This is a genomic window from Pseudorhizobium banfieldiae (assembly GCF_000967425.1).
In the GTDB taxonomy this organism is placed as follows: Bacteria; Pseudomonadota; Alphaproteobacteria; order Rhizobiales; family Rhizobiaceae; genus Neorhizobium; species Neorhizobium banfieldiae.
On record NZ_FO082820.1, the window covers coordinates 2,435,325 to 2,461,840 of the forward strand.

26 protein-coding genes, 1 tRNA gene and 2 pseudogenes are annotated in these 26,516 nt (G+C 63.1%); 20 read left to right on the forward strand and 9 right to left on the reverse strand.

What is annotated here, in order from left to right; genetic code table 11:
• Positions 1 to 10 precede the first annotated feature (10 nt).
• Positions 11 to 796 carry an ATP-binding cassette domain-containing protein gene (locus tag NT26_RS11955; protein ID WP_052639035.1) on the forward strand — a complete coding sequence of 262 codons (786 nt, stop codon included), beginning with the start codon at positions 11 to 13 and terminating at the stop codon, positions 794 to 796.
• 43 nt (positions 797 to 839) lie between these two features.
• Here NT26_RS11955 and NT26_RS11960 read toward each other — a convergent pair whose 3' ends face one another.
• Entirely contained in the window at positions 840 to 1,535 is a 696-nt protein-coding gene (locus NT26_RS11960; protein WP_052639036.1) for an SDR family NAD(P)-dependent oxidoreductase, read from the reverse strand.
• 210 nt (positions 1,536 to 1,745) lie between these two features.
• Here NT26_RS11960 and NT26_RS11965 point away from each other — a divergent pair.
• Positions 1,746 to 1,822: transfer RNA gene (locus tag NT26_RS11965), tRNA-Arg, on the forward strand.
• Between the two features lie 43 nt (positions 1,823 to 1,865).
• On the opposite strand, the pseudogene NT26_RS11970 reads toward NT26_RS11965, so the two are convergent.
• A pseudogene (locus NT26_RS11970) lies at positions 1,866 to 3,055 on the reverse strand (IS481 family transposase).
• Positions 3,056 to 3,160: 105 nt separating this feature from the next.
• The gene (locus tag NT26_RS11975) at positions 3,161 to 3,715 is read right to left on the reverse strand and encodes a TetR/AcrR family transcriptional regulator (protein WP_052639037.1); all 555 of its coding nucleotides are present in this window, start codon (positions 3,713 to 3,715) and stop codon (positions 3,161 to 3,163) included.
• 85 nt (positions 3,716 to 3,800) lie between these two features.
• On the opposite strand from NT26_RS11975, the gene NT26_RS11980 reads away from it, so the two are divergent.
• Positions 3,801 to 4,946: an FAD-dependent oxidoreductase gene (locus NT26_RS11980; protein WP_052639038.1), complete on the forward strand. Its 1,146-nt coding sequence runs from the start codon at positions 3,801 to 3,803 to the stop codon at positions 4,944 to 4,946.
• Positions 4,947 to 5,022: 76 nt separating this feature from the next.
• A complete protein-coding gene (locus tag NT26_RS11985; RefSeq protein ID WP_052642125.1) occupies positions 5,023 to 6,279 on the forward strand; it encodes an MgtC/SapB family protein in 1,257 nt (418 codons plus the stop codon).
• Between the two features lie 3 nt (positions 6,280 to 6,282).
• Here the strand turns inward: NT26_RS11985 and NT26_RS11990 are convergent, their stop codons facing one another.
• A complete protein-coding gene (locus NT26_RS11990; protein WP_052639039.1) occupies positions 6,283 to 8,250 on the reverse strand; it encodes a putative bifunctional diguanylate cyclase/phosphodiesterase in 1,968 nt (655 codons plus the stop codon).
• 249 nt (positions 8,251 to 8,499) lie between these two features.
• On the reverse strand, positions 8,500 to 8,865 hold the full coding sequence (locus tag NT26_RS11995) for a response regulator (RefSeq protein WP_052639040.1): 366 nt from the start codon (positions 8,863 to 8,865) through the stop codon (positions 8,500 to 8,502).
• A 168-nt stretch (positions 8,866 to 9,033) separates the two neighbouring features.
• On the opposite strand from NT26_RS11995, the gene NT26_RS12000 reads away from it, so the two are divergent.
• The 3 genes from NT26_RS12000 to NT26_RS12010 all read left to right on the forward strand — a co-directional run bounded on the left by NT26_RS12000 (position 9,034) and on the right by NT26_RS12010 (position 10,048).
• Positions 9,034 to 9,216, forward strand: a complete 183-nt coding sequence (locus tag NT26_RS12000; RefSeq protein ID WP_052639041.1) for a hypothetical protein — start codon at positions 9,034 to 9,036, stop codon at positions 9,214 to 9,216.
• A 69-nt stretch (positions 9,217 to 9,285) separates the two neighbouring features.
• Complete coding sequence (locus NT26_RS12005) at positions 9,286 to 9,675, forward strand: group II truncated hemoglobin (protein WP_052639042.1); 390 nt, start codon at positions 9,286 to 9,288, stop codon at positions 9,673 to 9,675.
• Between the two features lie 4 nt (positions 9,676 to 9,679).
• Positions 9,680 to 10,048, forward strand: coding sequence for a DUF423 domain-containing protein (locus tag NT26_RS12010; protein WP_052639043.1), 369 nt, complete (start codon positions 9,680 to 9,682; stop codon positions 10,046 to 10,048).
• A gap of 11 nt (positions 10,049 to 10,059) precedes the next feature.
• Here the strand turns inward: NT26_RS12010 and NT26_RS12015 are convergent, their stop codons facing one another.
• Together NT26_RS12015 and NT26_RS12020 are read right to left on the reverse strand one after the other, a co-directional pair.
• Positions 10,060 to 10,284, reverse strand: coding sequence for a hypothetical protein (locus NT26_RS12015; RefSeq protein WP_139346354.1), 225 nt, complete (start codon positions 10,282 to 10,284; stop codon positions 10,060 to 10,062).
• A complete protein-coding gene (locus NT26_RS12020; RefSeq protein WP_052639045.1) occupies positions 10,262 to 10,669 on the reverse strand; it encodes a DUF2325 domain-containing protein in 408 nt (135 codons plus the stop codon). Before NT26_RS12020 ends, NT26_RS12015 begins: the two co-directional genes overlap by 23 nt.
• A gap of 211 nt (positions 10,670 to 10,880) precedes the next feature.
• On the opposite strand from NT26_RS12020, the gene NT26_RS12025 reads away from it, so the two are divergent.
• The 4 genes and pseudogenes from NT26_RS12025 (at position 10,881) to NT26_RS12040 (ending at position 16,165) form a co-directional block, all read left to right on the forward strand.
• Complete coding sequence (locus tag NT26_RS12025; RefSeq protein WP_052639046.1) at positions 10,881 to 12,242, forward strand: NAD(P)-dependent oxidoreductase; 1,362 nt, start codon at positions 10,881 to 10,883, stop codon at positions 12,240 to 12,242.
• 14 nt (positions 12,243 to 12,256) lie between these two features.
• Positions 12,257 to 13,573, forward strand: coding sequence for an NAD-dependent dihydropyrimidine dehydrogenase subunit PreA (gene preA / locus NT26_RS12030; protein ID WP_052639047.1), 1,317 nt, complete (start codon positions 12,257 to 12,259; stop codon positions 13,571 to 13,573).
• Between the two features lie 201 nt (positions 13,574 to 13,774).
• Positions 13,775 to 14,358 (forward strand): annotated as a pseudogene (locus NT26_RS12035) (methyl-accepting chemotaxis protein); the annotation flags it as partial.
• 145 nt (positions 14,359 to 14,503) lie between these two features.
• Positions 14,504 to 16,165, forward strand: coding sequence for an alpha-amylase family protein (locus NT26_RS12040; protein ID WP_052639049.1), 1,662 nt, complete (start codon positions 14,504 to 14,506; stop codon positions 16,163 to 16,165).
• A gap of 12 nt (positions 16,166 to 16,177) precedes the next feature.
• Here the strand turns inward: NT26_RS12040 and rutR are convergent, their stop codons facing one another.
• A complete protein-coding gene (gene rutR, locus NT26_RS12045; protein ID WP_052639050.1) occupies positions 16,178 to 16,822 on the reverse strand; it encodes an HTH-type transcriptional regulator RutR in 645 nt (214 codons plus the stop codon).
• A gap of 271 nt (positions 16,823 to 17,093) precedes the next feature.
• On the opposite strand from rutR, the gene NT26_RS12050 reads away from it, so the two are divergent.
• The 4 genes from NT26_RS12050 (at position 17,094) to NT26_RS12065 (ending at position 20,625) form a co-directional block, all read left to right on the forward strand.
• Positions 17,094 to 18,347, forward strand: a complete 1,254-nt coding sequence (locus NT26_RS12050) for a Zn-dependent hydrolase (RefSeq protein WP_052639051.1) — start codon at positions 17,094 to 17,096, stop codon at positions 18,345 to 18,347.
• Between the two features lie 40 nt (positions 18,348 to 18,387).
• Complete coding sequence (locus NT26_RS12055; protein WP_052639052.1) at positions 18,388 to 18,594, forward strand: hypothetical protein; 207 nt, start codon at positions 18,388 to 18,390, stop codon at positions 18,592 to 18,594.
• Between the two features lie 103 nt (positions 18,595 to 18,697).
• Entirely contained in the window at positions 18,698 to 20,152 is a 1,455-nt protein-coding gene (hydA, locus tag NT26_RS12060; protein WP_052639053.1) for a dihydropyrimidinase, read from the forward strand.
• A gap of 95 nt (positions 20,153 to 20,247) precedes the next feature.
• Entirely contained in the window at positions 20,248 to 20,625 is a 378-nt protein-coding gene (locus NT26_RS12065) for an endonuclease domain-containing protein (protein ID WP_052639054.1), read from the forward strand.
• Between the two features lie 64 nt (positions 20,626 to 20,689).
• Here the strand turns inward: NT26_RS12065 and NT26_RS12070 are convergent, their stop codons facing one another.
• A complete protein-coding gene (locus tag NT26_RS12070) occupies positions 20,690 to 21,103 on the reverse strand; it encodes a cupin domain-containing protein (RefSeq protein ID WP_052639055.1) in 414 nt (137 codons plus the stop codon).
• Between the two features lie 109 nt (positions 21,104 to 21,212).
• Between NT26_RS12070 and NT26_RS12075 the strand changes: the two genes are divergently transcribed.
• The 5 genes from NT26_RS12075 (at position 21,213) to NT26_RS12095 (ending at position 26,512) form a co-directional block, all read left to right on the forward strand.
• Positions 21,213 to 22,004, forward strand: a complete 792-nt coding sequence (locus NT26_RS12075; RefSeq protein ID WP_052639056.1) for an ABC transporter ATP-binding protein — start codon at positions 21,213 to 21,215, stop codon at positions 22,002 to 22,004.
• Entirely contained in the window at positions 21,994 to 22,878 is an 885-nt protein-coding gene (locus NT26_RS12080) for an ABC transporter permease (RefSeq protein ID WP_052639057.1), read from the forward strand. The genes NT26_RS12075 and NT26_RS12080 overlap by 11 nt, the downstream gene beginning before the upstream one ends.
• A complete protein-coding gene (locus NT26_RS12085) occupies positions 22,875 to 24,002 on the forward strand; it encodes an ABC transporter permease (RefSeq protein WP_052639058.1) in 1,128 nt (375 codons plus the stop codon). Before NT26_RS12080 ends, NT26_RS12085 begins: the two co-directional genes overlap by 4 nt.
• A 61-nt stretch (positions 24,003 to 24,063) precedes the next feature.
• Positions 24,064 to 25,035, forward strand: a complete 972-nt coding sequence (locus NT26_RS12090; protein WP_052639059.1) for an ABC transporter substrate-binding protein — start codon at positions 24,064 to 24,066, stop codon at positions 25,033 to 25,035.
• A gap of 280 nt (positions 25,036 to 25,315) precedes the next feature.
• A complete protein-coding gene (locus tag NT26_RS12095) occupies positions 25,316 to 26,512 on the forward strand; it encodes an efflux RND transporter periplasmic adaptor subunit (RefSeq protein WP_052639060.1) in 1,197 nt (398 codons plus the stop codon).
• Positions 26,513 to 26,516 lie beyond the last annotated feature (4 nt).

A 26,516-nucleotide genomic window follows, 5' to 3' on the forward strand; every position in this document is an offset into this window, starting at 1 on the left:
AGTTTTCATCGTGACGGACCAACACACTCCGCTCGTGGAAATGCGGAATATTTCCATCTCCTTCGGCGGGATCCATGCCGTGGAGAATGCCAGCATCGACCTTTATCCGGGCGAGGTCGTCGCCCTGCTCGGCCACAACGGCGCCGGAAAGTCGACCCTGATCAAGATCCTGTCGGGCGCCTATCGCCGCGATACCGGCGAAATCCTCATCAACGGCGAGCCCGCCGACATCAAGAACCCGCGCGACGCCAAGAAGTTCGGCATCGAGACGATCTACCAGACGCTCGCCGTCGCCGATAACGTCGATGCCGCCGCCAACCTCTACCTCGGCCGCGAACTGCAGACGGCCTGGGGCACGCTGGACGACGTCGCCATGGAAGCCAACGCGCGCGAGGTAATGGGCCGCCTCAACCCCAACTTCAAGCGATTCAAGGAGCCGGTGAAGGCGCTCTCGGGCGGCCAGCGGCAGTCGGTGGCGATCGCACGTGCGATCCTCTTCGACGCCCGCATCCTGATCATGGACGAGCCGACGGCAGCGCTTGGGCCGCACGAGACGGCGCAGGTGGGCGACCTCATCAAGCAGCTGAAGAAGGAAGGCATCGGCATCTTCCTGATCAGCCACGACATTCACGACGTCTTCGACCTCGCCGACCGCGTCTTCGTCATGAAGAACGGACAGGTGGTGGGCCATGCCCGCACCGAGGACGTGACCAAGGACGAGGTGCTCGGCATGATCATCCTCGGCAAGTGCCCGCCCGGCGCCACGCCCGGGCCGGGTGCAATGATGATGGCATGAATGGGGGGCTCTTCGGAGCCCCTTCCCTTTCTGCCCGATCGTGTCACCACTCGATCGCGCTGCCGTCATAGGCGAAGAACCGCCCGCTCTGGGCCGGCTGCAAACCGTCCAGCACGTCGAGCAGCATCCGCGCCGAATGATCGGGGGACAGGCGCTCGCGCCCCGCGCCGTAAGGCTCCGACAACGGCGTCGTCACCGTACCGGGATGAAGCGCCGCAATCACCGCCTGCGGATGCGTCCGCGCCGCCTCGATGGCGGTGGTCCGGACGATCTGGTTGAGCGCCGCCTTCGAGGCCCTGTAGGAGATCCAGCCGCCGAGCCGGTTGTCGCCGATCGAGCCGACCCGGGCAGACAGGGTCGCGAAGACCGCCCGGCGATCGCGGCGCAGGAGCGGCAGGAAGTGCTTGAAGATGAGCGCCGGCCCGATCGCGTTGACGGCAAACTGTTTCGCCATCGCCTGCGGATCGAGCACGCGGATGGTCTTTTCGGGCCCGATGCCGTCGATCGTCAGCGCGCCCGTCGCATCCAACACGAGATCGAACGGCGCGCCGTCACGCAGCCTTTCAGCGGCAGCGGCAATGGTGCCCTCCTCCGTCAGGTCGAGACCGTCGTCGCGGCGCGACAACGTCTCGACGCCGCCGCAGCCGGGCTCGTCCCGCAGCAGCTCCGCCGCGGCCGCACCAATCCCGCCGCTCGCGCCGACGACCAAGGCACGGTATCCCGATGGCAGAGACTTCATCCTTCCCCTTGGCATTGCCCGCTCGCCTTGACCGCAGACGCGGCTGCGGCCGCCTGACCGGCCTTATCATGACCCTGTACGAGGCGCTCCGGCCACCGGTTCAGGCGCGCGATCTATTTTCCGCGCCAACCAATCATGGGCATTGATGCCGGCCGCATCCTGGGTTAAGTACCAGCCATCGGAGCGGCGAGCGAGACTCGCCGGCGGTTAGCACCCGTAGCTCAGCTGGATAGAGTGTTGGATTCCGATTCCAAAGGTCACAGGTTCGAATCCTGTCGGGTGCGCCATTTACGTTCTGTCCGACCCGGAGACATAGGTAACGGTTTGTCCCTAATACATGGGTGACAACCTCGTGCCGAACGGGTTGTCGATGGTTTGCAATGTTCTCTGCTCCAGGTCGATATATCCGAGATCATAGTGCATGAAGCTGACGAGCCAAATGCCGTCGTCGACTTCCTTGAGCCCGAGCCTCTGTCCGGCCAGCACCGTCGAGATATTGATCTTCTTGCGATGGACGCAAAGCCGCCCGCAGTTGGTGACGATGGCGTCGCGATCGTGGAAGGGATAGTCGATGTCCGGCAGGCCCTGATAGAGTCTGGGCGACGTGGTGTAGAGCTCTGCCGGTACCTTCATAGACAGCGCCTCATGCGGCCGTTCTTCATTGAATTCGCTTACGAAAGCGTCGAAACGCATCTGCTGCTGCAGGATATTGCGGCCCGGCGGCCTCGTCGCTTCCTTCTTGAGCGTCAGGTGCATGCGCTCGTGGCGGCCGTTCTCCTGCGGGTGACCGGGACGGATGCGCTCGAGGGCGATGCCGAGCCTGAGCCACCAGACCGAGAGCTTTGACAGATTGTAGAGCCCGTTGGGACTGGCGAAGGGCAGGCCGTTGTCGGAGCGGATCGCGGCCGGTAGGCCCCGCTCGGCAAAAACCCGCCGAAAGGCCTCGAAGACACCCTGTTCGCGCGTCGATTCGAAGGCCTCGCAACACAGAAGATAGCGCGAGAGCTGGTCGGTGATCGTCAGGGGGTAACAGTATTGCCGTTGCCCAGCTTGAACTCGCCCTTGAAGTCGGCGCACCAGAGATCGTTGGGACCAGGTGCCGCCGATAGCTGCGTGCCGACGGCCTTGTTCGCCCGGTTCCTCTTGCGGGCCTGGCTCACAAGGCCGTGACGATCGAGTACGGCGTGTACGGTGCTCTTTGCCGAAATGCGCACATCGCCGGCCAGCCGTTTGACGAGCAGTTCCCTGATCTTCCTGGCACCCCAGTAAGGCTTCTCTTGTCTGAGGCGAACAATCATCGCCTCAACCGGATCCGGCAACTGGTTGGCATAGCGCACCGGCCGTCGGGATCGATCGGTCAGCGCTTCTAGGCCATCATCCTTGTAGCGGTTGAAGATCTTGTAGCCGGTCTTGCGCGAGATGCCGAACGCTCGGCACACCTCGCTCATGCCTTCGCCCTCAAGCAGCCGGGCGACAAATCGTAGACGTTCCTCCATGACCGAAGTCTCTCTCCACGGCATCAACACCTCCCGACAAAGTCGAAAAGTGTTACCCATGTCTCCGGTACGAAATGTCACCTATCTCTCAGGTCGGACATTATTCTCACAGTGAGCAGATCCCCTCCGCTATGGCAGCGGGGCGGTCAGGTATCGTTGTAGCGTTTCGCCTATGGCGGCGACCAGCGTGTCGCGGGCGATGTCGTCGTCGGATAGATTGATCACGTAGCGGGCATAGGCCAGTCCGAGGATCTGCGTGGCGACGAGGTAGGCGCGCTCGGCCAGACGTTCGGATCCGGCGACCCGGCTGATCATTGGAGCGACCTGCCTGCCAAGGATTTCGCGGATGCGGACGGCCGCCTCGGGATTGGTGGCGGCGGTGCGGATCAGCGTGCGCAGAAGGTCGTCATGCTCCGCCCCTTCCCAGCGCCGGAAGAAATGGGCGGCCAATGCGGGGCCGATCCGGCCGCTTTCCAGCCCGCTCAGGTCAGGCAGTGCCAGGTCCACCGAAACTGCCTCGGCGAAAAGCTGCTCCTTGCCCCCGAAATAGCGGTTGATCAGCGCGGGATTGACTTCGGCCTGCGCGGCGATGTCACGCACGGTCGTACGCTCGTACCCCCGCTCCGAGAATATGCGACGCGCCGCCTGCACAAGTCTCTCCCGCGTCGCCTCTGCATTCCGCATCCTGCACCTCTTGTAAACAGCCGTTGACTTACCTGAACCCGCAGGTTAGTAAACACGTGTTTACAATATTCGGGAGGATGGCTCAATGAGCACGATGTCCACGCAGGTCCTGATCGTCGGTGCCGGGCCGGCGGGGCTGGCCACGGCAGTCGGGCTCGCGCAGAAGGGAGTGGATTTCCGTATCGTCGATGCATTGCCGGACGCACAGAACACTTCTCGTGCTGCGGTGGTCCATGCCGCGACACTGGAAAAGCTCGAAATTCTCGGCGTGGCCGGGGATCTTCTGGCTCGGGGTATCAAGGTGCCGAATTTCAGGATCAGGGACCGGGACGACGTACTCCTTCATATCGACTTCACGGTATTGCCGGGAAAATACCGCCACGCGCTGATGATCCCCCAGGACGAGACCGAAGCCACCCTGACAGGCCGGCTGCGGGCACTTGGCCACGAGGTGATGCGACCTGTCGAATTACGTCGTTTCGACAGGGCGGGTGACGGCTTCAGGATCGCACTCGACATGGCTGGCGATGAGGTCAGCCTCGACTGCCGCTATCTTGTCGGAGCCGACGGGATGAGAAGCGCCGTTCGCGACGCGGGCGAGATCGGCTTTCCGGGCAAGACCTACGGCTCCTTCATGCTCGCCGACGTGCGGATGCAATGGCCGATCGCCAGTGACGAGGTGACGCTCTATTTCTCCGAAGCAGGCACGCTCGTGGTCGCGCCCATGTCGGAGCGGCGCTATCGCGTTGTGGCACAGCACCCGGATGCGCCGGCAGAACCTGATCTTGCCGATGTCCAGGCAATCCTCGACGCAAGAGGTCCCCGTTCGGGAGCACGCGTGGAGGAGGTGCTGTGGGGCTCGGGTTTTCACGTCCACCACAAGCTCTCCGAGACATTTCATGACAGGCGGCTGCTACTGGTCGGCGATGCCGCGCATGTGCACAGCCCCGCCGGTGGCCAGGGCATGAACCTTGGATTGCGGGACGCAGTTGCCCTTGCCGAAGCGCTCTCAGTCGCGATCGACACCCAAAACGACGAGCCGCTGCAACGCTATGATGGCTCCCGGCGCGGTGCGGCGCGCGAAGTCCTCGGCCGGACCGACCGGCTGACGCAGCTGGCGACCCTGAAAAGCCCGGTGCTGCGCTGGACGAGGAACCGGCTCCTCCGCATGGTTGGCGCAAGCGACGCCGCGCGCCGTCGGTTCGCCGCCATGCTGGCCGGGTTTTCCTGAGCCGCTCCGCCACCTCCACCTTGCCGCCTGTCATCGGCCCCGCTATGCGGGAACGGAATGGGTGGGCGTGAAGCTGATGGACGACCTGATCTTGCGGTTCGGTGTGGCGCTGGCGATCGGCATGCTGGTCGGGCTCGAGCGCGGCTGGCGCGAGCGGGACGAACCTGCCGGCAGCCGCACCGCCGGCATCCGCACCTATGCGATCTCCGGGCTTCTTGGCGGCATCTTCGCGGCGCTCTCGCAAAGCATGCAGACGGCGGCGGTGTTCGCCGTCGGCTTCCTCGGCTTCTCGCTGCTCTTCGCCTGGTTCCAGGCCCGCGAAGCGATCGCCGAGAAGAGCTTCAGCGTCACCAGGGTGATCGTCGGCCTCTGCGTCTTCGCGCTGGGCGGTCTCGCCGTCAGCGGCGACTATCGAGCCGCGGCCGCCGGGGGCGCTGCCCTCGCCGCCGTGCTTGCCAGCCGTGAAGTCCTGCATGCGCTGCTGAAGCGTCTGACCTGGATCGAACTGCGCTCCGCTCTTCTGCTTGCGGTGATGACGACGATCATCCTGCCGCTCCTGCCCAATCGCGCCATCGATCCCTGGGGCGGCTTCAATCCGTGGGAGATCTGGTTCTTCACCGTCCTCACCGCCAGCCTCTCCTATCTCGGCTACATCGCAGTGCGATTGCTCGGTCCGGCCCGCGGGCTGGTAGTGAGCGGGCTGGCCGGCGCGTTGATCTCCTCGACGGCGGTCACGGTCGCTTTCGCGCGGACGGCAAGTAGCGGCGGTAACGCACGGGCCTTGTCGGGGGCGGCGGCGCTTGCTGCCATGGTGTCGGTGCTGCGGGTCAGCGTCGTCATGCTGATCCTCGCCCCGCATGCGCTGGAGGTCGCCGGGCCGCCCGCTCTCGCCGCCGCCGCGGCCTTCGCTGCCATCGCCTTCCTGCTACTTTCGTCCGTTCCGAAGACGAATGCCGATCCCGAACGGCAGGCCCGGAATCCATTCGAGCTTACCGCCCTCCTTGTCTTCGCGGCGGCCTTCGCGACGGTCTCCACGGCAAGCGCCGCCCTCACCGCCCGCTTCGGCTCGGCGAGCATCCTCGCAAGTTCCGCGGTATCGGGCGCCTTCGACGTGGATGTCGCCGTGCTGAGCGCGCTTCGCCTCGCTGGCACAGAGGTTTCGCTTTCGCTGATCGGCCAAGCCGTCTTGGTCGCCCTGACGGCGAACGCCTGCGGGCGGCTGCTGCTGGCTGCCGTGGCGGGCCCCGCGCGCTACTGGCTGCCGCTTGCCGCCGCGACGGCGGTCGCCGCAAGCGCGGGCGCCCTCGTCTTCATCGGCCTCAACGGCATCTGAGGCTCAGACTGCCTGCGGTCGCCTGGCACGACCGGCCTGTCCGGCGAGATAGCTGCCCACCGCCTCTTCCGGCATCGGCCGCGAAAAGAGATAGCCCTGGTAGCCGCTGACACCCGCGGCCGCCAGGATCTGCATCTGCGTCACCGTTTCCACGCCTTCGACGATGCATTCAAGGTCGAGGCTATGGCAGAGTGAGGCCATGGTTGCGACGATATCGCGCGCGACGCGCTCGCGTTCGATGTCGAGCGTGAAGGAACGATCGAGCTTGATCCGGTCGATTGGCAGCCGACGCACATAGCTCAGGCTGGAATAGCCGGTGCCGAAGTCGTCGAGTGCGACGCAGACGCCCTTTTCGCGCGCAGCCTGCAACGCAAGGGTGGCGCGCGAAAAGTCCTGCATGATTGCGGACTCGGTGACCTCGAGGATCAGCCTCCCGTGGTCGATCCCGGCCTTGTCGATCTCCTCGAGCAGCGCTGTCATCGTCTTCGGGCTGCAGACGTCACGGGCGGAGAGGTTGAAGGAGAGCTTGACATCATCAGGCCAGGCGCGAGCCGCCTGCAGCGCCTTGCGGAACAGGGGCATCGTGATCTTGCCGATCGTCCCTGCCTGCTCCGCCGCGCGGATGAAGACATCCGGCGAGACCCGACCGAGCACCGCATCATCCCAGCGCGCCAGCGCCTCGAAGCCGATCGCACGCCCGTCGCGGTTGACGATCGGCTGGTACTCGAGGTGAAAGACGTCCTCGCTCTCCACCGCCCGTAACCGATGGGCAACGGCCGCGGCCTGGCGGTTTTCCTCGGCGTGCAGGTCGGAGAAGATCGTGACCGCACCGCGGTCGTTCTGCTTCAGATAGTAAAGCGCAAGGTCCGCCTTCTCGTAGAGCTCGCCGGCGGTGCCGCCCGCTTCGGGGAAGCGGGAAAGCCCGCAGGTGGCAGAGACGGTGACGCTCCCCTCCTCGAATACGAAGGCCGGTACGAGCGCGTCCAGCGCCTCCCGGCAGGTCTTCTGCAAGTCCTCGTCGGAGCCAGGGGTCAGAAGGATCAATGCAAACTCGTCACCACCGAGCCTCGCCAGCAGCGCGTTCTCCGGAAGGCTCGACGACAGCCGGCAGGCGACCTCCTGAAGCAGGCGATCACCGACACTGTGGCCGAAGATGTCGTTAACGGGCTTGAAGCCGTCGAAGTCGAGAATCCCGACCGCAAAGGGTTCGTTGCCGGAAGTCGATGCTGCGATCTGCTGCTCGAGTCGCTCAAAGAAACAGCGCCGGTTGGCCAGTCCCGTCAGCGCATCCTCGTTCGCCATCTGGCAGATGGTCCCGTTGAGCGACTGCAACTGCCGATGCTGTGCGGCAAGTTCGATCTCCTTCTCGACCCGCTGGCGAAAATCGGAGTGGGACCGCTGCATCACCACCATCATGCCGCCCATCACCAGCAGCATGTTGAGCGCGATCGCCCGGAAGACCTCATGCTCCTGAAGCCCGAGGAAGACGATCGTCGGAATCACGACGAGCACGAATATCGCCGGCGCCACCTGCTTCAACGGCCTCAGACAGGTGATCACGGTGACGATTGTGATCCCGGTGAAGAAGGTGTTCTGGCTCTTGGCATAGGCATCACCATAACCGAAGAGCAGCAGTGACCAGACGGAAATGGCGGCGCCGAGCGTGCAGGCAAGCCAGACGACGGTTCGCAACGACCGCTCGATCACCTCGTCGGTGGGGATCCGCTTGCGCGCCCGCATCATCTTGATGGCACGCAGAACGCAGATCACGACGAAGGCGGCGGGAAGCCAGATCGTCAACACTGCCGGGGCCCTATCGACATGCGTGAGCGCGAGCATCACCATGTTGATGACGACGATGCCGTACATCAGGGGAACCTGGCGGGAAAGCTCCGCATACTGAGCGCGCCGGAATTCCAGACTGTCGGAACTCGTATCGAAGAAGGCAATGAACGTACGCACGAACTGCATCAGCTGCTCCCGAGCCTATCCGCTGGGGATCCCAAGGCCCGACAAGGATGAAAGAGAGGGAGGAACACTCTCGATGCCACCCGGGCCAAGCGTCATCTGCCGCCGGCCTTCATGGCACCTTGCAGCCCTGAAGGGGAGAACATCAGACAAACGTTAAAAAAGCAGTTTGCGATATGCCGCAAAAGTCGACGAATTCATCCGAAAATAGTCGCTTGAGGCTCGTTGATGCAGAAAAGCGGTCGATGGGCGCTAGTTTGCAAGCATCCTGTGCATGGTGCTGACGATCCGGGCGGGGTCATAGGGTTTGCTGAAAAAACAGCTCTCGGCGGGAATCTCCTCGAGGGTGACCTTCCGGTATCCGGACGTGACGATGATCTTCAAGGGCGGCCAGCGGTCGCGGATATAGGCGGCCAACTTGATCCCATCCATGCCGCCGGGCATGTCGACATCGGTGAAGACGAGGCGGATGCCCGTGTTCTGTGTCAGGATCTCGATTGCCTCGGTGGCACTGCCGGCTTCATGGACATGGAAGCCCGCATCGTTGAGCGTATCGACGATATCGAAACGTAGAATGGGTTCATCTTCAACGACGAGCACGGGTATGCGTGAAGGCATTTTTTAGCGGTCCCCTCAGATCTGACCGAGGCCATCATTGCGCCTCCGTCCTGCCCTGAAACCGCCGGTTCAGTCTTACGTTCCTCCTCCAGCGGAAAAATCACCACCTCTCTCGCCCGGAACCAAGCGTGGCGGGATGCGGTTGATGGGAACCGGAAGGAGACCGTGATGAACAAGGACAGACAGGCGCAGGACGCCATCGAACAGCGTGAGCCGGCGACCAACGACAAGACCGACAAGAACCCCGAAGGGCCGCACGCCCGCAAGGGTCTGACCGACAAGGAGAAGACGCCCGGCACAGGCTCGCTGCCCGACGATGCCGCCAAGGAGGCCGATGTCGGACCCGACTGACTGCGACGTCCCGGCGCTTGCCTCACCCCGACCTGACGGCTAGAGGAAGGCGAACGGACAGGAACCGGGATGTCGGGCGAGACAGTTACCCTCTACGAGGCAATCGGCGGCGAACCGACCGTCAGGGCGCTGACGCGGCGCTTCTACCATTTGATGGATACGCTGCCGGAGGCGGCCCGCTGCCGCGCCGTGCATCCCCCGAGCCTGGAGGGCAGCGAAGCCAAGCTTTACGATTACCTGACAGGCTATCTGGGGGGCCCGCCTGTGTATGTGCAAAAGCACGGGCATCCGCGGCTGCGCTCCCGGCATTTCGCAGCGCCCATCGGTCCCGGGGAAACGGCGGAATGGCTCCTCTGCTTCCGCCGTGCTCTGGACGAAACGGTCGACAACCCCAAGCTCCGCGACATCATCTGGCCGCCGATCGAGCGCCTTGCATACCATATGCAGAACAAGGAATAGCCTGTTGGAAAGACTCGACAATCTGCGGCCGTTGATTCTGTTTCTGAGCGGCATCTTCGGGGCAGCCGGCGTGGCACTTGCGGCTGCGGCGAGCCATGGGGGTGACACGCGGCTGCTTGGAACGGCGTCGATGATGTGTCTCGTGCACGCCCCTGCCCTCGTCGCGCTATATGCGGTTGGTCGGCGGGTCAGAACTGCCACGCTCGCAGCCTTGGTGATCGGCCTCGGTACGCTCGTCTTTGCCGGTGACCTGCTCGCGCGGCATTTCCTCAGCAGCGGACTTTTTCCCATGGCCGCACCGACCGGCGGCACGGCCATGATCCTTGGCTGGCTGATCGTCGCCGCCGGAGCCTTCCTTCGTTCTGAAGGATAGCTCGCAGCCACCTATCGGCGGAAGGCGAGAATGCGGGCGGGGGCGTCCGATGCAACCTCACGTTCGACATCGCGGCGTTGGCGGTCCCGCAAGGTGACGACATTCGTCATGTCGGACGTCGGCTCATTCTGCGTCAACAGCGCATAAAGCTCGGGCACCAGACCGTCACCGGTCTGTTCGGCGAGCTTGTGGAGCCCGATGAACAGGCTTGCGTCAGGACGTTCTTCTCTCATCATTGCGTTCCTTCATGGTCTGCAGCGCGCGCTCCAGGCTCGACTTCGAGCCATTGCGCAGCGGGACGAAGGTTTTTCCGAACTTCTTGCATCCGGTCTTCACCCTCAGACACGCATCGTGGCTGATACAGTCGATCGGGCAGAAGACGCAGTCGACGGAGGGCAGCACCGTATCGATGCGCGAGACCGCTTCCCTCAGGCCCCCGTCATGATGAATGAGTTCCGCGCCGTGCTTGCTGGCGATCTGGCGAAGGTGGGCGACCTGGCAGTCACGCCCGCCGACATAGAGGAAGCTGCGGATATCCAGAGCGGATTGCTCCTGCGCGGCCTGGACGCTGGCGCCATCGCTATTGCCGCTGTTGCCCTTGCGCTTCTGCTTCTTCGCCATGGTTCAAATCCCTCTCGATTCCGTGGCCTCAGCCCCTTCGACGGCGGGACCATATTTAACTTGATTATCTCGGGCAAGATTAAAGTTGATGACGCTTGTCAAGTTCTAGAGCCGCTCGCTCTCGCCGATTTATTTACCGTTTGATAAAAATTCGGCCTGTGATAGCCTGCTTCCAATAGTTGTCCATAAAGCCATAAAAGAGGGAACTCAGATGGAACGACTGGGAAGCGGGATACAGGCTGGCCGCCTGTCGCCCGACGAATACGCATCCAATTTTTCCGACCTCCACCCGCGCCTCGACAAGCATGAGGCGCTGGTCGCAGCCGACCGCTGCTACTTCTGCTACGACGCGCCCTGCATGACGGCCTGTCCCACCGCCATCGATATCCCGCTGTTCATCCGGCAGATATCGACCGGCAATCCCCTCGGTTCCGCCAAGACCATCTTCGACCAGAACATCCTCGGTGGCATGTGCGCCCGCGTCTGTCCCACCGAAACGCTGTGCGAACAGGCCTGCGTGCGCAATACCGCAGAGGATCGGCCTGTCGAGATCGGCAAGCTGCAGCGCTACGCGACCGACATCGCGATGGAGATGAACCGCCAGTTCTACCACCGCGCCGCCTCGAGCGGGCGACGGGTGGCGGTGGTTGGTGCCGGCCCTGCAGGCCTTTCCTGCGCGCATCGGCTGTCCATGCATGGCCACGACGTCGTCATCTTCGACGCCCGCGAGAAGGCCGGCGGCCTCAACGAATACGGCATCGCCACCTACAAGGCGACGGAGAACTTCGCGCAGCGCGAGCTGGAGTACATCACCGCGATCGGCGGCATCGAGATCCGAACGGGGCAGATGCTCGGGCGTGACTTCACCCTGGGGGAACTGACGAGCAATTTCGACGCCGTCTTCCTCGGCATGGGCCTTGCCGGCGTCAACGGCCTCGGCATCGAGGGCGAGGATCTCTCGGGCGTGGAGGATGCTGTCGACTTCATCGCTGCACTCCGCCAAGCCACCGACAAGGCGGAAGTTCCGATCGGCCGCCGCGTCGTCGTCCTTGGCGGCGGCATGACGGCGATCGATGCCGCAATCCAGGCAAAGCTGCTCGGCGCCGAGGAAGTGACGATCTGCTACCGCCGCGGCAAGGAGAACATGAACGCCTCCGGCTACGAGCAGGATCTCGCCACCGCCAACGGCGTCATCATCCGTCACTGGCTGGCACCGAAGCGCATCATCGGCAAGGACGGCCAGGTCGCCGGTATCGAGGTGGAATACACGGCGATCCGCGACGGCAAGCTCGTCGGCACCGGGGAAACCGGCGTCATCGCGGCCGACCAGGTGATGAAGGCAATCGGCCAGAGCTTCGTGGGAGGCACACTGGGTTCGCTCAGGATCGAGCGCGGCAAGATCGCCGTCGATCTGGAAGGCCGCACCTCGATCGATGGCGTCTGGGCCGGCGGCGACTGCACCGGTCACGGCGAAGACCTCACGGTGTCCGCAACCGCGCAGGGGCGCGATGCGGCAGAGAGCATCAACCGAGCCTTCGCTGCCGCCGCCCGTCCGGCTGTAGCGGTCGCCTGAGGGGAGGAAGAACCATGGCTGATATCCGCAACAACTTCGTCGGCATCAAGTCGCCCAACCCCTTCTGGCTGGCATCGGCCCCGCCGACCGACAAGGCCTACAACGTCGAGCGCGCCTTCAAGGCCGGCTGGGGTGGCGTCGTCTGGAAGACGCTGGGCGCCGAAGGCCCGCCGGTCGTCAACGTAAACGGCCCCCGCTACGGCGCTATCTGGGGTGCCGACCGGCGCCTTCTTGGTCTCAACAACATCGAACTGATCACCGACCGCGACCTCTACGTGAACCTGCGCGAGATGAAGGAGGTCAAGAAGAACTGGCCGGATCGGGCGATCGTCGCCTCCATCATGGTGCCCTGCGAGGAGGAGGCCTGGAAGGCGATCCTGCCGCTCGTCGAGGAAACCGAAGTCGACGGCATCGAGCTCAACTTCGGCTGTCCGCACGGAATGTCGGAACGCGGCATGGGTTCCGCAGTCGGGCAGGTGCCGGAGTATATCGAAATGGTGGTGCGCTGGTGCAAGCAGTACACGCGCATGCCGGTGATCACCAAGCTGACGCCGAACATTACCGACATCCGCTACCCTGCCCGCGCAGCAAAGGCGGGCGGCACGGATGCCGTGTCGCTGATCAACACCATCTCCTCGATCGTGTCGGTCGACCTCGACAGCTTCGCCCCGGTTCCGACGATCGACGGGCGAGGCAGCCACGGCGGCTATTGCGGCCCGGCCGTAAAGCCGATCGCGCTCAACATGGTGGCCGAGATCGCCCGAGACCCGGAGACCTACGGCCTGCCGATCTCCGGCATAGGCGGGGTGACCACCTGGCGCGACGCGGCGGAATTCCTGGCGCTCGGGGCGGGCAATGTGCAGGTCTGCACGGCAGCAATGACCTATGGCTTCAAGATCGTGCAGGAGATGATCACCGGTCTATCCGACTGGATGGATGCCAAGGGCCACCGGACCCTCGACGACATCTGCGGCCGGGCCGTCAGCAACGTCACCGACTGGCGCTACCTCAACCTCAACTACGTGGCAAAGGCCCATATCGACCAGGAGCTCTGCATCAAGTGCGGCCGTTGCCACATTGCCTGCGAGGACACGTCCCACCAGGCAATCACCTCTCAGGTGGATGGCATCCGCCATTTCGAGGTGATGGAGGACGAGTGCGTCGGCTGCAATCTCTGCGTCAACGTCTGTCCGGTCGAGAACTGCATCACGATGGAGCCGCTGGCGGCGGGCGAACTGGACCAGCGCACCGGCAAGGTGGTCGAACCCACCTACGCCAACTGGACGATGCATCCGAACAACCCGATGGCCGCCCCGGTGGCCGCTGAATAGAACCTCCCGCGACGGGAGAGGTTCGCGGCTTGCCGCCGCGGCCTCTCCTGCTCGTCGCGCCTCGAATGGGGCAGCAGCAGACGGCCATGCCGCTCAAGGTTGTTGCAGTGCGAAACATGTCCTCCAGGTTTTAACCAAGGCTTAGCGCAAACCTGACATCCGTTGGCTGAATTCTGCGGCAGGCTCCCATCCGGCCGGCAGGCTTCGCGCGTCAACGCCTGTGCAACCGACCTTTCCCAGCGCACGGAGCAGCGGGCCGCGGCGCTGGGGAGACGGCGGCGGCGCTCGACGAAATCACTGCGACCGTCCGCGCCGCCTCCTCGCGGGCAAACGAGGCCCGGGACATGGTCTACGAGACGCGCCAGAGTGCGGCCAAATCCGGCGAGATCGTTCGCAGCGCCGTCGATGCTATGGGACGCATCGAGGATTCGTCCAACAGGATCAGCCAGATCATCACCGTGATCGACGAGATCGCCTTCCAGACGAACCTCCTGGCTCTCAACGCCGGCGTCGAGGCCGCCCGTGCGGGTGAAGCCGGTCGAGGCTTTGCCGTCGTCGCCCAGGAGGTCCGCGAACAGGCAACCGCCCTTGCGGAGATCAATTCCTCTGTCAACCACATGGACCAGATGACGCAGAAGAACGCAGCCATGGTGGAAGAGACGACGGCTGCCAGCGCGACACTGGCGCAGGAGAGCGCGCAACTGCAGTCGATGCTGGCGAACTTCAGGCTCGAAGGCCAGCACCAGTCGGCCACGGCAGGCCGCCGGATGCGCAACGCAGCCTGATTCCGCTGACGATCAGGAAATTACGGCCCGGAGCACCGCTTCGCGCTGTTTGCGTTTGCACCCCCGGGTAAGTGGCTTCCGAACAGACGGGAACAAACCTCCCCTGCTCCACATTGCCACGAGGTCTGCCCCAAGGAGAGCCATCGTGATCAGCGACCTCTGGTACAAGAACGCCGTCATCTACTGCCTGTCGGTCGAAACCTTCATGGATTCCAACGGCGACGGCGTCGGGGATTTCGAGGGGCTGTCGCGCCGGCTCGACTACCTCGCGGGGCTTGGCGTCAATGCGATCTGGCTGATGCCGTTCCAGGTCTCTCCCGGGAAGGATGACGGCTACGATGTTGCCGATTACTACAACATCGACCCGCGCTACGGCACGCTGGGTGATTTCGTCGACTTCACCCATGGCTGCAAGCAGCGCGGCATCCGGGTACTGATCGATCTCGTCGTCAACCACACCTCCGACCAGCATCCCTGGTTCCAGTCGGCCCGCCGCGATCCGAACTCGCCCTATCGCGACTGGTACCTGTGGTCGAAGAAGAAGCCGGCAAATGCCGACGAGGGAATGATCTTTCCAGGCGTCCAGGAAAGCACATGGACCTATGACGAGAAAGCGGGCGCATACTACTTCCACCGGTTCTACGAGTTCCAGCCGGACCTCAATACCGCCAATCCGCACGTCCAGGCGGAGATCCTCAAGATCATGGGCTTCTGGATCCAGCTTGGCGTGAGCGGCTTCCGTATGGATGCCGTCCCCTTCGTTATCGCCGAGAAGGGTGCGGACATCAAGAAGCCAAAGGAGCAGTTCGAAATGCTGCGTACCTTCCGCGAATTTCTGCAGTGGCGGAAGGGGGATTCGATCATCCTCGGGGAAGCGAACATACTGCCGAAGGAAAACATCAGGTACTTCGGCGACGATGGCGACCGCATCCAGATGATGTTCAATTTTCCCGTCAACCAGTCGCTGTTCTATGCGCTGGCGAGCGGCGACACGGAACCGATGGTCGCCGCACTGGAGCAGACGCGCGAGAAGCCGCACACTGCGCAGTTCGGCATGTTCCTGCGCAACCACGACGAACTCGATCTCGGGCGTCTGAGCGAGGATCAGCGGCAGGCGGTCTTTGCGGCCTTCGGGCCCGAGAAGCACATGCAACTCTACGACCGCGGCATCCGCCGGCGGCTCGCGCCGATGCTGGGCGGCGACCAGCGCCGTCTGGAACTCGCCTACAGCCTGATGTTCTCGCTGCCGGGAACGCCCGTCATCCGCTATGGCGACGAGATCGGCATGGGCGATGACCTGGACCTGCCGGAGCGCAACTGCGCCCGGACGCCGATGCAATGGTCTGACGAACCGCAGGGTGGCTTCACCAAAAGCGACAAGCCGGTGCTGCCGGTGATCTCCAAGGGACCTTTCGGCTTCGAGCACATCAACGTCGCGGAGCAGCGGCGCGATCCGGAATCCCTGCTCAACTGGATGGAGCGGCTGATCCGCATGCGCAAGGAGGTACCGGAGATCGGCTGGGGCGACTATACCGTGCTGGATACCGGAAAACCGGGTGTGCTCGCTATCCGTTACGACTGGCGAAACAATTCGGTCCTGATCGTCCACAACCTGAAGCCGGAGCCGGTCGAAATCCATCTCGACGTCGGCTGCGGCGAGCACGGCAACTTGCTCATCGACATCGCCGATAGCGAAAGCAGCGAGGCGGACGGCAAGGGACGCCACCGCCTGCTGCTGGAGGCCCATGCCTATCGCTGGTTCCGGGTCGGCGGCCTGGACTATCTGCTGCGCCGAACGGAACTTTGAACACCGTCCTATTCAAGCCTTCTTCGGGCGAAGCCCTTCGAAGAACAGTTGCTCAAGGAACCGCGCCGCGTCCTCGAAACGCCCCTCGCCCGCGCGATTTTCGCCCAGGACGGCGCGTACCTGAACATCGAAATCAGCATAATGCTGCGTCGTCGCCCATATCGCGAAGATCAGGTGATAAGGATCGCAGCGCGCAATCTTGCCGTTCTTGATCCAGCTTCGGATCACCTCCGCCTTCTCGTCGACCAGTGCCTTGAGCGGCCCGGTGAGATCGTCTTCGATATGGGGAGCCCCCTGCAGCATCTCGTTTGCAAAGAGCCGGCTCTCGCGCGGGAAATCCCGCGACATTTCGAGCTTGCGGCGAATGTAGGACCGGATCTCCGCCTCCGGATCTCCTTCCGCGTCCAGCGCCTTCAGCGGTTCCAGCCAGGTGAAGAGCATGCTCTCCAGGAGAGTCCTATAGATCGCCTCTTTCGTGCGGAAGTAATAGAGGAGGTTCGGCTTCGACATTCCAGCCGCCTCGGCGATCTGGTCTATGGTAGCACCGCGGAAGCCATTGGAGGAGAACACCTCCAGAGCCGCATCGAGGATTCGCTCCTCCTTTTCCTCCTGGATCCGCGTCCGCCGCTGCGTCTTCGCCGCCCTCGGTACTGCCATGCGCTCGCTGCCCCCAGTCCCGCCACGATCCCCCGCCACGATCCCCACGTCCCGACGCGCCCATCACCTTTTCATCCATCGGTGAGATTTGCGATTTTTCGTCTTGAGTGGCGGCGCGGAAATTGTATGTTTTTACCAACCGGTCAAATTATCAGCGACAAGTCCAACAAAGGCAATGCTGAGTTTCACTGTCGACGGGGCAGGAAATAAAGAACCGGCGGGAACAGACAAGACCGCCGAGGGCGGTCCAGAACAGGTGAGGATGTAGCTGATGGTGGCAGCACCCGGCGAGAACCTGCGCATCAATGGCGACAGGTTGTGGGATTCGCTCATGGAAATGGCGGAGATCGGCCCCGGCATTGCCGGCGGCAACAATCGCCAGACGTTGACGGACGCCGATGCCGAGGGCCGCAAGCTGTTCCAGGCATGGTGCGACGACGCCGGATTGACCATGGGTGTCGACCAGATGGGCACCATGTTCATGACCCGCGCCGGCACCGATCCCGACGCCCTGCCGGTCTATATCGGCTCGCACCTCGATACGCAGCCGACCGGCGGCAAGTATGACGGCGTCCTCGGCGTGCTCTCCGGCCTTGAGGTCGTTCGCACGCTCAACGACCTCGGCATCAGGACCAGGCATCCGATCGTCGTCACCAACTGGACGAACGAGGAAGGCGCACGCTTCGCGCCTGCCATGCTCGCCTCCGGCGTCTTTGCCGGCATCCACGACCTTGACTATGCCTATGCGCGCAAGGATCCGGACGGCAAGACGTTCGGCGACGAGCTGAAGCGCATTGGCTGGGTCGGCGAGGAAGAGGTCGGTGCGCGCAGGATGCACGCCTATTTCGAGTATCATATCGAGCAGGGTCCGATCCTCGAGGCTGAGAAGAAGCAGATCGGCGTCGTCACCCACTGCCAGGGACTCTGGTGGCTCGAGTTCACGCTGACTGGCAAGGAAGCCCACACCGGCTCCACGCCGATGAACATGCGCGTCAACGCAGGCCTCGCCATGAGCCGTATCCTGGAGATGGTGCAGGACGTGGCAATGGCCGAGCAGCCAGGCGCCGTGGGCGGTGTCGGGCAGATGTTCTTCTCGCCGAACTCGCGAAATGTCCTGCCGGGCAAGGTCGTCTTCACGGTCGACATCCGCACCCCGAGCCAAGAGAAGCTCGACCGGATGCGCGCGAAGATCGAGAAGCAGGCGGCCGAGATCTGCGACAAGCTCGGCGTCGGCTGTTCCGTCGAGGCCGTCGGACATTTTGATCCGATAACCTTCGATCCGGTTCTCGTTGGTCGCGTCCGGGAAGCGGCGGAGAAGCTCGGCTACAGCCATATGAACATCATTTCCGGCGCCGGCCACGATGCCTGCTGGGCCGCCAAGGTGGCACCTGCCACAATGATCATGTGCCCCTGCGTCGACGGCCTGTCGCACAACGAGGCGGAGGAGATATCGAAGGAATGGGCAAGTGCCGGCGCGGACGTGCTGTTCCATGCGGTGCTGGAAACCGCGGAGATTGTCGAGTGAACGGCGCTTCTCTATATTCCCATCGTGGAAGGATGACGCGATGTCTGACAAGGTTACCAACGAGCTTATCTTCGAGACGCTCAAGCGCATCCAGGAGACGCTCGCGCTGCACACGCAGTACCATCTCGAGACCAAGGAGCGACTTGGATTTCTCGAGCAACAATATGCTAGCATCTCTCGCCGCGTCGACCGCATTGACGAACGGCTGGAACGGGTGGAAAAGCGCCTCGACCTCGTCGAGGTCTGAGCGAGAAGACAACCACACCAGACGACGAAGACGACGATAGCATAGGGCCTCCGGCCCGATGCGGCCGGTGGTCCCCCAAGAAAAAACCAGAGGGAACGGGACCATGAGCACAGTGATCAAGGGCGGAACCATCGTCACCGCCGACCTGACCTACAAGGCCGATGTCAAGATCGACGGGGGCAAGATCGTCGAGATTGGCCCCAGCCTGTTCGGCGACGAGGTTCTCGACGCGACCGGCTGCTATGTCATGCCGGGCGGTATCGATCCCCATGTCCACCTCGAAATGCCCTTCATGGGCACGTATTCCTCCGACGACTTCGAAAGCGGCACGCGCGCGGCCCTAGCCGGCGGCACGACCATGGTGGTCGACTTCTGCCTGCCTGACCCGGGCCAATCCCTGCTTGATGCGCTGAAGCGCTGGGACAACAAGTCGACCCGCGCCAATTGCGACTATTCCTTCCACATGTCCGTTACCTGGTGGGGCGAGCAGGTCTTCAACGAGATGAAGGCGGTCGTTCTGAACCACGGCATCAACACCTTCAAGCACTTCATGGCCTACAAGGGCGCGCTGATGGTGAACGACGACGAGATGTTCGCCTCCTTCCAGCGTTGTGCCGAGCTCGGCGCCCTGCCCCTCGTCCACGCCGAAAACGGCGACGTCGTCGCCGCCATGCAGCAGAAGCTGATGGATGAAGGCAATGACGGCCCGGAGGCGCATGCCTATTCCCGTCCGGCGTCGGTCGAGGGCGAGGCAACCAACCGTGCCATCATCATTGCCGACATGGCTGGCGTGCCGCTCTATGTCGTCCATACCTCCTGCGAACAGTCGCACGAGGCGATCCGTCGGGCCCGGCAGAACGGCATGCGCGTCTACGGCGAGCCCCTGATCCAGCACCTGACGCTCGACGAGAGCGAATATTTCGATAAGGACTGGGACCATGCGGCCCGCCGGGTCATGAGCCCGCCCTTCCGCAACAAGCAGCACCAGGACAGTCTCTGGGCAGGCCTTGCGTCGGGCTCGCTGCAGGTCGTGGCGACCGATCATTGCGCCTTCACCACAGACCAGAAGCGCACCGGCGTCGGCGACTTCCGCAAGATCCCGAACGGCACCGGCGGCCTGGAGGATCGCATGCCGATGCTCTGGACCTATGGCGTTGCGACTGGCCGCATCACCATGAATGAATTCGTCGCTGTGACCTCGACCAATATCGCAAAGATCCTCAACGTTTACCCCCGCAAGGGCGCGATCCTCGTCGGTGCCGATGCGGACATCGTGGTCTGGGACCCGAAGCGCTCGAAGACGATTTCGGCGAAGTCCCAGCAGTCGGCGATCGACTACAACGTCTTCGAAGGAAAGCAGGTGACCGGCCTGCCGCGCTACACCCTGACCCGCGGCGTCGTCGCGATCGAGGAAAGCACGGTCAAGACGCAGGAAGGCCACGGCAAATTCGTCAAGCGCGAACCCTTCCAGGCGGTCAACAAGGCGCTCTCGACCTGGAAGGAACTGACGTCGCCGCGCAAGGTGGAGCGCGCGGGCATTCCGGCGAGCGGGGTTTGAGATGGTGCGGATGCGTCTCGGTGTTGCTCCGATCTCCCCCCTTGAGGGGGAGATGTCACGAAGTGACAGAGGGGGGTATGCTGGAGGCCTGATCTATGCCTCATTTTGAGGTCGCTCCGACCAATCGAAAAAACGCCAAGCGCATGCGGCGTGCTCTGACCGATGCGGAGTTGAGGCTATGGAATGAGCTGCGGGCTCATCGGCTCATGGGGCTGAGCTTTCGACGCCAGATGCCAATCGCGGGGTACATCGTGGACTTTGCGTGCCCAGCATACAAACTCGTCGTCGAAGTCGATGGCTCCCAACACGGTGAGGCTGACGCCATCACCTATGATCAGGCAAGGACGGGGCGACTGGAGGCTCTCGGCTGGAAAGTCATGCGAGTCTGGAATGACGAGGTGTTGAAACAGCCGCAGAATGTTTGCGCTGCTATCATAAGCACCATCGGGATGGAGCACTTCATTGACCGCTGAAGACACACTACCCCCCTCTGCCCTGACGGGCATCTCCCCCTCAAGGGGGGAGATCGGTTGCGCTTCAAATCTCCACCAACCCATCCAGTTCCGGCAGGAGCACAACGCTCTCCTGCTCGTTGGGATCTGTCCGGGCGATGATCGCCGTGCAGGGGGTGTTGGAGAGATTGGCCGGCAGATGCGGCACGCCGGCAGGGATGTAGAAGAGTTCTCCGGCATGGACGACGACGTGGTGCTCCAGCCGGTCGCCGTACCAGGTGTGGGCCGAGCCGGAGAGCATGTAGATTGCCGTCTCGTGGCTCTGGTGCAGATGCGCCTTGGCGCGCCCGCCCGGCGGAATGGTCAGGAGGTGCATGTAGATGCCTGCCGATCCGACTGTCTCCGCCGCAATGCCTTCGAAGTAGCTGAGCCCCTGCTTGCCGTCATAGGTGGAGCCCGGCTTCACGATCCGGCAGGTGGGCTTCGATGACGCGTCCATGGACTTCCTCCCTTGACCGGCAGCCGGCATCGCCAGGCGCCCTCTCGCCTGCAATCATAACACGCACTCGCGTTTTCGCATCCACAGAACTCATGACTGGCCGCATCCCATGAATGCTTCTCCCGCCTCCGTCGTATCGGCCAGGAAACTCGGCCTCACCTTCCAGACCAGTGACGGGCCGGTGCACGCGCTGTCCGACGTCGACCTGGAGGTGGAAAAGGGAGATTTCGTCTCCTTCATCGGCCCCTCCGGCTGTGGCAAGACCACCTTTCTACGTGTCATCGCCGACCTTGAGAAGAATACGGCGGGAGAGATCACCATCAACGGCATGACGCCGGAGGAGGCCCGCAAGTCGCGTTGCTACGGCTATGTTTTTCAGGCCCCAGCGCTCTATCCCTGGCGGACGATCGAGAAGAACGTCGCCCTGCCGCTCGAGATCATGGGTCATGGAAAGACGGAGCAGCAGGAGCGCGTCCGCCGCACGCTCGACCTCGTCAACCTCTCCGGTTTCGGGAAGAAATACCCGTGGCAACTGTCGGGTGGCATGCAGCAGCGCGCCTCCATCGCCCGCGCGCTCGCCTTCGACGCCGACCTGCTGCTGATGGACGAACCTTTCGGGGCTCTCGACGAGATCGTCCGCGACCACTTGAACGAACAGCTCCTCAAGCTCTGGGCGGCAACGGAGAAGACCATCTGCTTCGTCACCCACTCGATCCCGGAGGCGGTCTACCTCTCCACCAAGATCGTCGTCATGTCGCCGCGGCCCGGCCGGGTGACCGACGTGATCCATTCAACTCTACCGCGTGAACGGCCCCTGGAAATCCGCGAGAGGCCGGAATTCCTGGAGATCGCCCACCGCGTGCGGGAGGGACTGAGGGCGGGGCACAGCTATGAGGAGTGAGACATTCGCCTCCCGCATCGGCCCCGTTCTGACCATCGTCGCGACCATCATCGTGATCTGGTACGCAGCTGCGGTCTGGATGAACGCGCCTTTCCAGCGCGATCTGGACCGGCGGGGAGACGTCACCTCCACGACCATGGAGTTCATCGGCAAGACGCTGTCGCAGCCGAAGCCGATCGTGCCTGCACCGCACCAGGTGGCGCAGAATGTCTTCGAGAATACCTTCCTGCGCAAGGTGACCAGCAATCGCAGCCTCGTCTATCATTCCTGGGTCACGCTTTCCTCGACGCTCGCGGGGTTCGCCTTCGGAACGCTGCTCGGCGTCCTGATCGCGGTCGGCATCGTGCATGTGAAGGCGCTCGACCGTAGCCTGATGCCGTGGATCATCGCTTCGCAGACAGTGCCGATCCTCGCGATAGCCCCGATGGTGGTCGTCGTGCTGGCGGCAATCAACGTCACCGGTCTTATACCGAAGGCGCTGATCTCCACCTACCTCTCCTTCTTCCCGGTGGCTGTCGGCATGGTGAAGGGCCTGCGCTCACCGGACATCATCCAGCTCGAACTGATGCGCACCTACAATGCCAGCCGGTGGCAAACCTTCTGGAAACTTAGGGTGCCTGCTTCCATGCCCTTCCTCTTCACCTCGATGAAGGTCGCGGTTGCCGCAAGCCTCGTCGGCGCCATCGTCGCCGAGCTTCCGACGGGTGCTGCCGCCGGCATCGGATCCAAACTGCTTGCCGGCTCCTACTACAGCCAGACGATCGACATGTGGGCCGCCTTGATCGCGGGCTCCCTGCTGGCGGCGATGCTCGTCACCCTCGTGGGGATCGGCGCCCGGCTGATCGACCGGCGGATGGGAGTGCGATCGGCATGACCCTCTTTCTCCGCTCCTGGCAGGGCAGCATTGCCCTTCTTCTCTGTCTTCTCGCGGTAGCGCGATTGCCCTTGCTCGCGACGGGCGCATCGACACCATTCGCTGCCGGAGGGACGATCGCCATCCTGCTGTTGACCGCGGTCGGCGCCCTCGCCTCCTTCATGCGTAACAGCCGGGCTGCAAGGGCATTGATCCTGTTCGTCACGGCACACACCGCTGCCTGGCTGCTGATCGGCGGCATTTCCGGCAACGAGGGCGATGCCCGCCTGTCCTATTTCCTGCTGATCGCGGCAAGCTGGCTCCTCGGCTGGCGGTGCATTTCTGAACTGGCGGAAATCCGGCCGGCCAGCCGGCAGACCATGATGGCACTGCGGCTGCTGATCCCGGCGATCTTCGGCGCCTGGGTCCTCATCCTGTGGGAATCCATCACCCGCGGGGCCGGCGTTCCCTTCATCCTGCTACCTCCACCGTCGGCGATCTGGGACCGGATCGTCAGCTCCGTGCCGATCCTCGCGGCAGATGTGCGACAAACCATCTTCAAGGCCGTGCTGTTCGGCTACGTGGTCGGATGCGCCGCCGGCTTCGCGGTCGCAATCCTCGCCGACCGGATCTCCTTCCTGCGGCGTGGCCTGCTGCCGATCGGCAACCTCATGTCGGCGCTTCCCATTATCGGCGTGGCACCGATCATGGTCATGTGGTTCGGTTTCGATTGGCAGTCGAAGGCTGCCGTCGTCATCGTGATGACCTTCTTCCCCATGCTGGTGAATACCGTCGCCGGGTTATCGGCTTCCGGGTCCATGGAGCGCGACCTCATGCGCTCCTATGCCTCCGGATATTGGCAGACGCTGGTCAAGCTGCGCCTGCCCGCCGCCATGCCCTTCATCTTCAACGCGCTCAAGATCAACTCCACCCTGGCGCTGATCGGCGCGATCGTGGCGGAGTTCTTCGGCACGCCGATCGTCGGCATGGGCTTCCGCATCTCGACCGAGATCGGCCGCATGAACGTCGACATGGTCTGGGCGGAAATCGCCGTTGCGGCGGTCATCGGATCGGTCTTTTATGGTGTCGTTGCGCTCGCCGAGCGGGCAACGACATTCTGGCATCCGTCTAACCGTGGTGGCTAGACGCATCCGCCTTCCGCAACGACGGAGGGCGGCAAAACCTCAGAGGGAAAGGATAAGAACAATGAGAAATATCCTTGTTGCATTGATGGCGAGTGCCATGTCGCTCACGGCGGTTCAGGCGGCCTCGGCCGCCGACATCACCCTGCAGCTGAAGTGGGTGGCCCAGTCGCAATTTGCCGGCTACTACGTCGGCGAAGACAAGGGCTTCTATGATGAGGAAGGCCTGGACGTCGAGATCAAGGCCGGTGGCCCCGACATCGCACCGGAACAGGTGATCGCCGGCGGCGGTGCCGACGTCATCGTCGCCTGGATGGGCGGCGCGCTGGTCGCCCGCGAAAAAGGCGTGCCGCTCGTCAACATCGCCCAGCCCTACCAGAAGTCCGGCCTGCAACTGATTTGCCCGAAGGACGGACCGATCCAGACCGAGGCTGACTTCAAGGGACATACGCTGGGTGTCTGGTTCTTCGGCAACGAGTATCCGTTCTTTGCCTGGATGAACAAGCTCGGCCTCTCCACCGAAGGTGGTCCGGACGGGGTGACGGTCCTGAAGCAGAGCTTCGACGTGCAGCCGCTCGTCCAGAAGCAGGCGGACTGCATCTCCGTCATGACCTATAACGAGTACTGGCAGGCGATCGATGCCGGCTTCAAGCCGGAGGACCTTGTCGTCTTCAACTACACGGAGATGGGCAACGACCTGCTGGAGGATGGCCTATACGTTCTGGAGGACAAGCTTGCCGATCCGGAATTCAAGGAAAACATGGTGAAGTTCGTCCGCGCCTCCATGAAGGGCTGGAAATACGCCATGGAAAACCCGGATGAAGCTGCGGAGATCGTCATGGACAACGGCGGCCAGGACGAAAACCACCAGAAGCGCATGATGGGCGAGGTCGCCAAGCTGATCGGTGACGGCACCGGCAAACTCGATCCGGCCGTCTACGAGCGTACTGCCAAGGCGCTTCTCGACCAGAAGATCATCACCAAGGAGCCGGAAGGCGCTTACACCGCCGAGATCACCGACGCGGCCATGCAATAACGGCTAAGGTATACTTGATGGCAGACAAGCAACGCGCGGCCTCCGCCGCGCGTTGTTACGTAATACATAACAAAATGTAATGAGAACAATAACCGAACAGGCTTGATTTGCGGGCTGGAGGATCATAGAAACGTCAGCCGATGAAACTTCCGGGCCGCTCTTGCAAGCCTTTCTGCCCGGCACCAATTGTAAATCGATTTGGACCGTCGAGGGCCAGATAGATTCTTCCCGCATGATGGCGGGGCCGATTGAACCCATTGCCTAACTGGATCCCGTACGCATGCTTCGCACGTCTCTTCGCCTGGCCTGTATCATACCGGCTGCCCTGTTCTCGCTTGCTGCACTCCCCGGTGCGGCACAGGAGAACGCCCAGCCGGCAGCCACACCCGAGGCTACCCTGCCGTCGATCATCGTCACCGAGGCTCTGGAGCGACAACTGACCGATCGCGTTATGGCTACGGGAACGATCCGGGCCGTGCAGGAGGTCTACGTCCAGCCGCTCGTGGATGGCCTGTCCATCCGCACGCTAGAAGCCGATGTGGGCGATGAGGTCGAGGCAGAACAGGTTCTCGCGACCCTGAATGAAGACACGCTGATCCTGCAGAAGAGCCAGTTGGAAGCGAACAAGGCAAAGGCCGAGGCCGGGCTTGCGCAATACCGCGCCCAGGTCGTCGAAGCACAGGCCAACCTGGACGATGCCGTCCGCCAGCGTGACCGCGCAACGAGGCTGGGGAAGACCGGCACCAGTTCGGTCGCCGAAGTCGAACGCGCGACGGCGGCCGCCGAAGTGGCCGAAGCGCGCCTCCAGGCAGCCCAGCAGGCCATCTCGGTGGGCGAGGCGGACATCAAGGTTGTCGAGAGCCAGATCGCCGACATCGACCTGAAGCTCGCCCGGACCGCGGTGAAGACCCCTGTTGCCGGCATTGTCTCGGCGCGCAATGCGAAGGTTGGCGCGATTGCCAGCGGCGCAGGTGAACCCCTCTTTACCGTTATCCGCGACGGTGCGCTTGAGTTGGTAGCAGAACTGACCGAGACGGACATCCACAGGATCAAGCCCGGCCAGAGGGCAGTGATCACCATCGCCGGAGGCAGCAGCGAGATCGAGGGAGAAGTCCGCCTCGTGTCACCGACTGTCGATCCGGTCAGCCGCCTCGGCAACGTGCGGATAGACATCGACGAGAAGAGCGGCGCGCGCGCCGGGATGTATGGCAACGCCGAAATCATCATCGATGAGAAGACCGCCCTCGCCTTGCCTCTTTCCGCGGTGACAACAGCACGTGACGGCTCATACGCCCGCAAGGTGGAAGACGGGGTCGTGAAGCAGGTCGAGGTTGCCATCGGCATTCAGGATGGCGGCTTCGTCGAGGTGACAAGCGGGCTGGCAGCTGGCGACATGGTCGTCGAGAAGGCCGGTGCCTTCGTGCGGGATGGTGACCGGATCAAGCCGGTGCCCGCCGCGTCGACCGTGTCGAACTGATCGA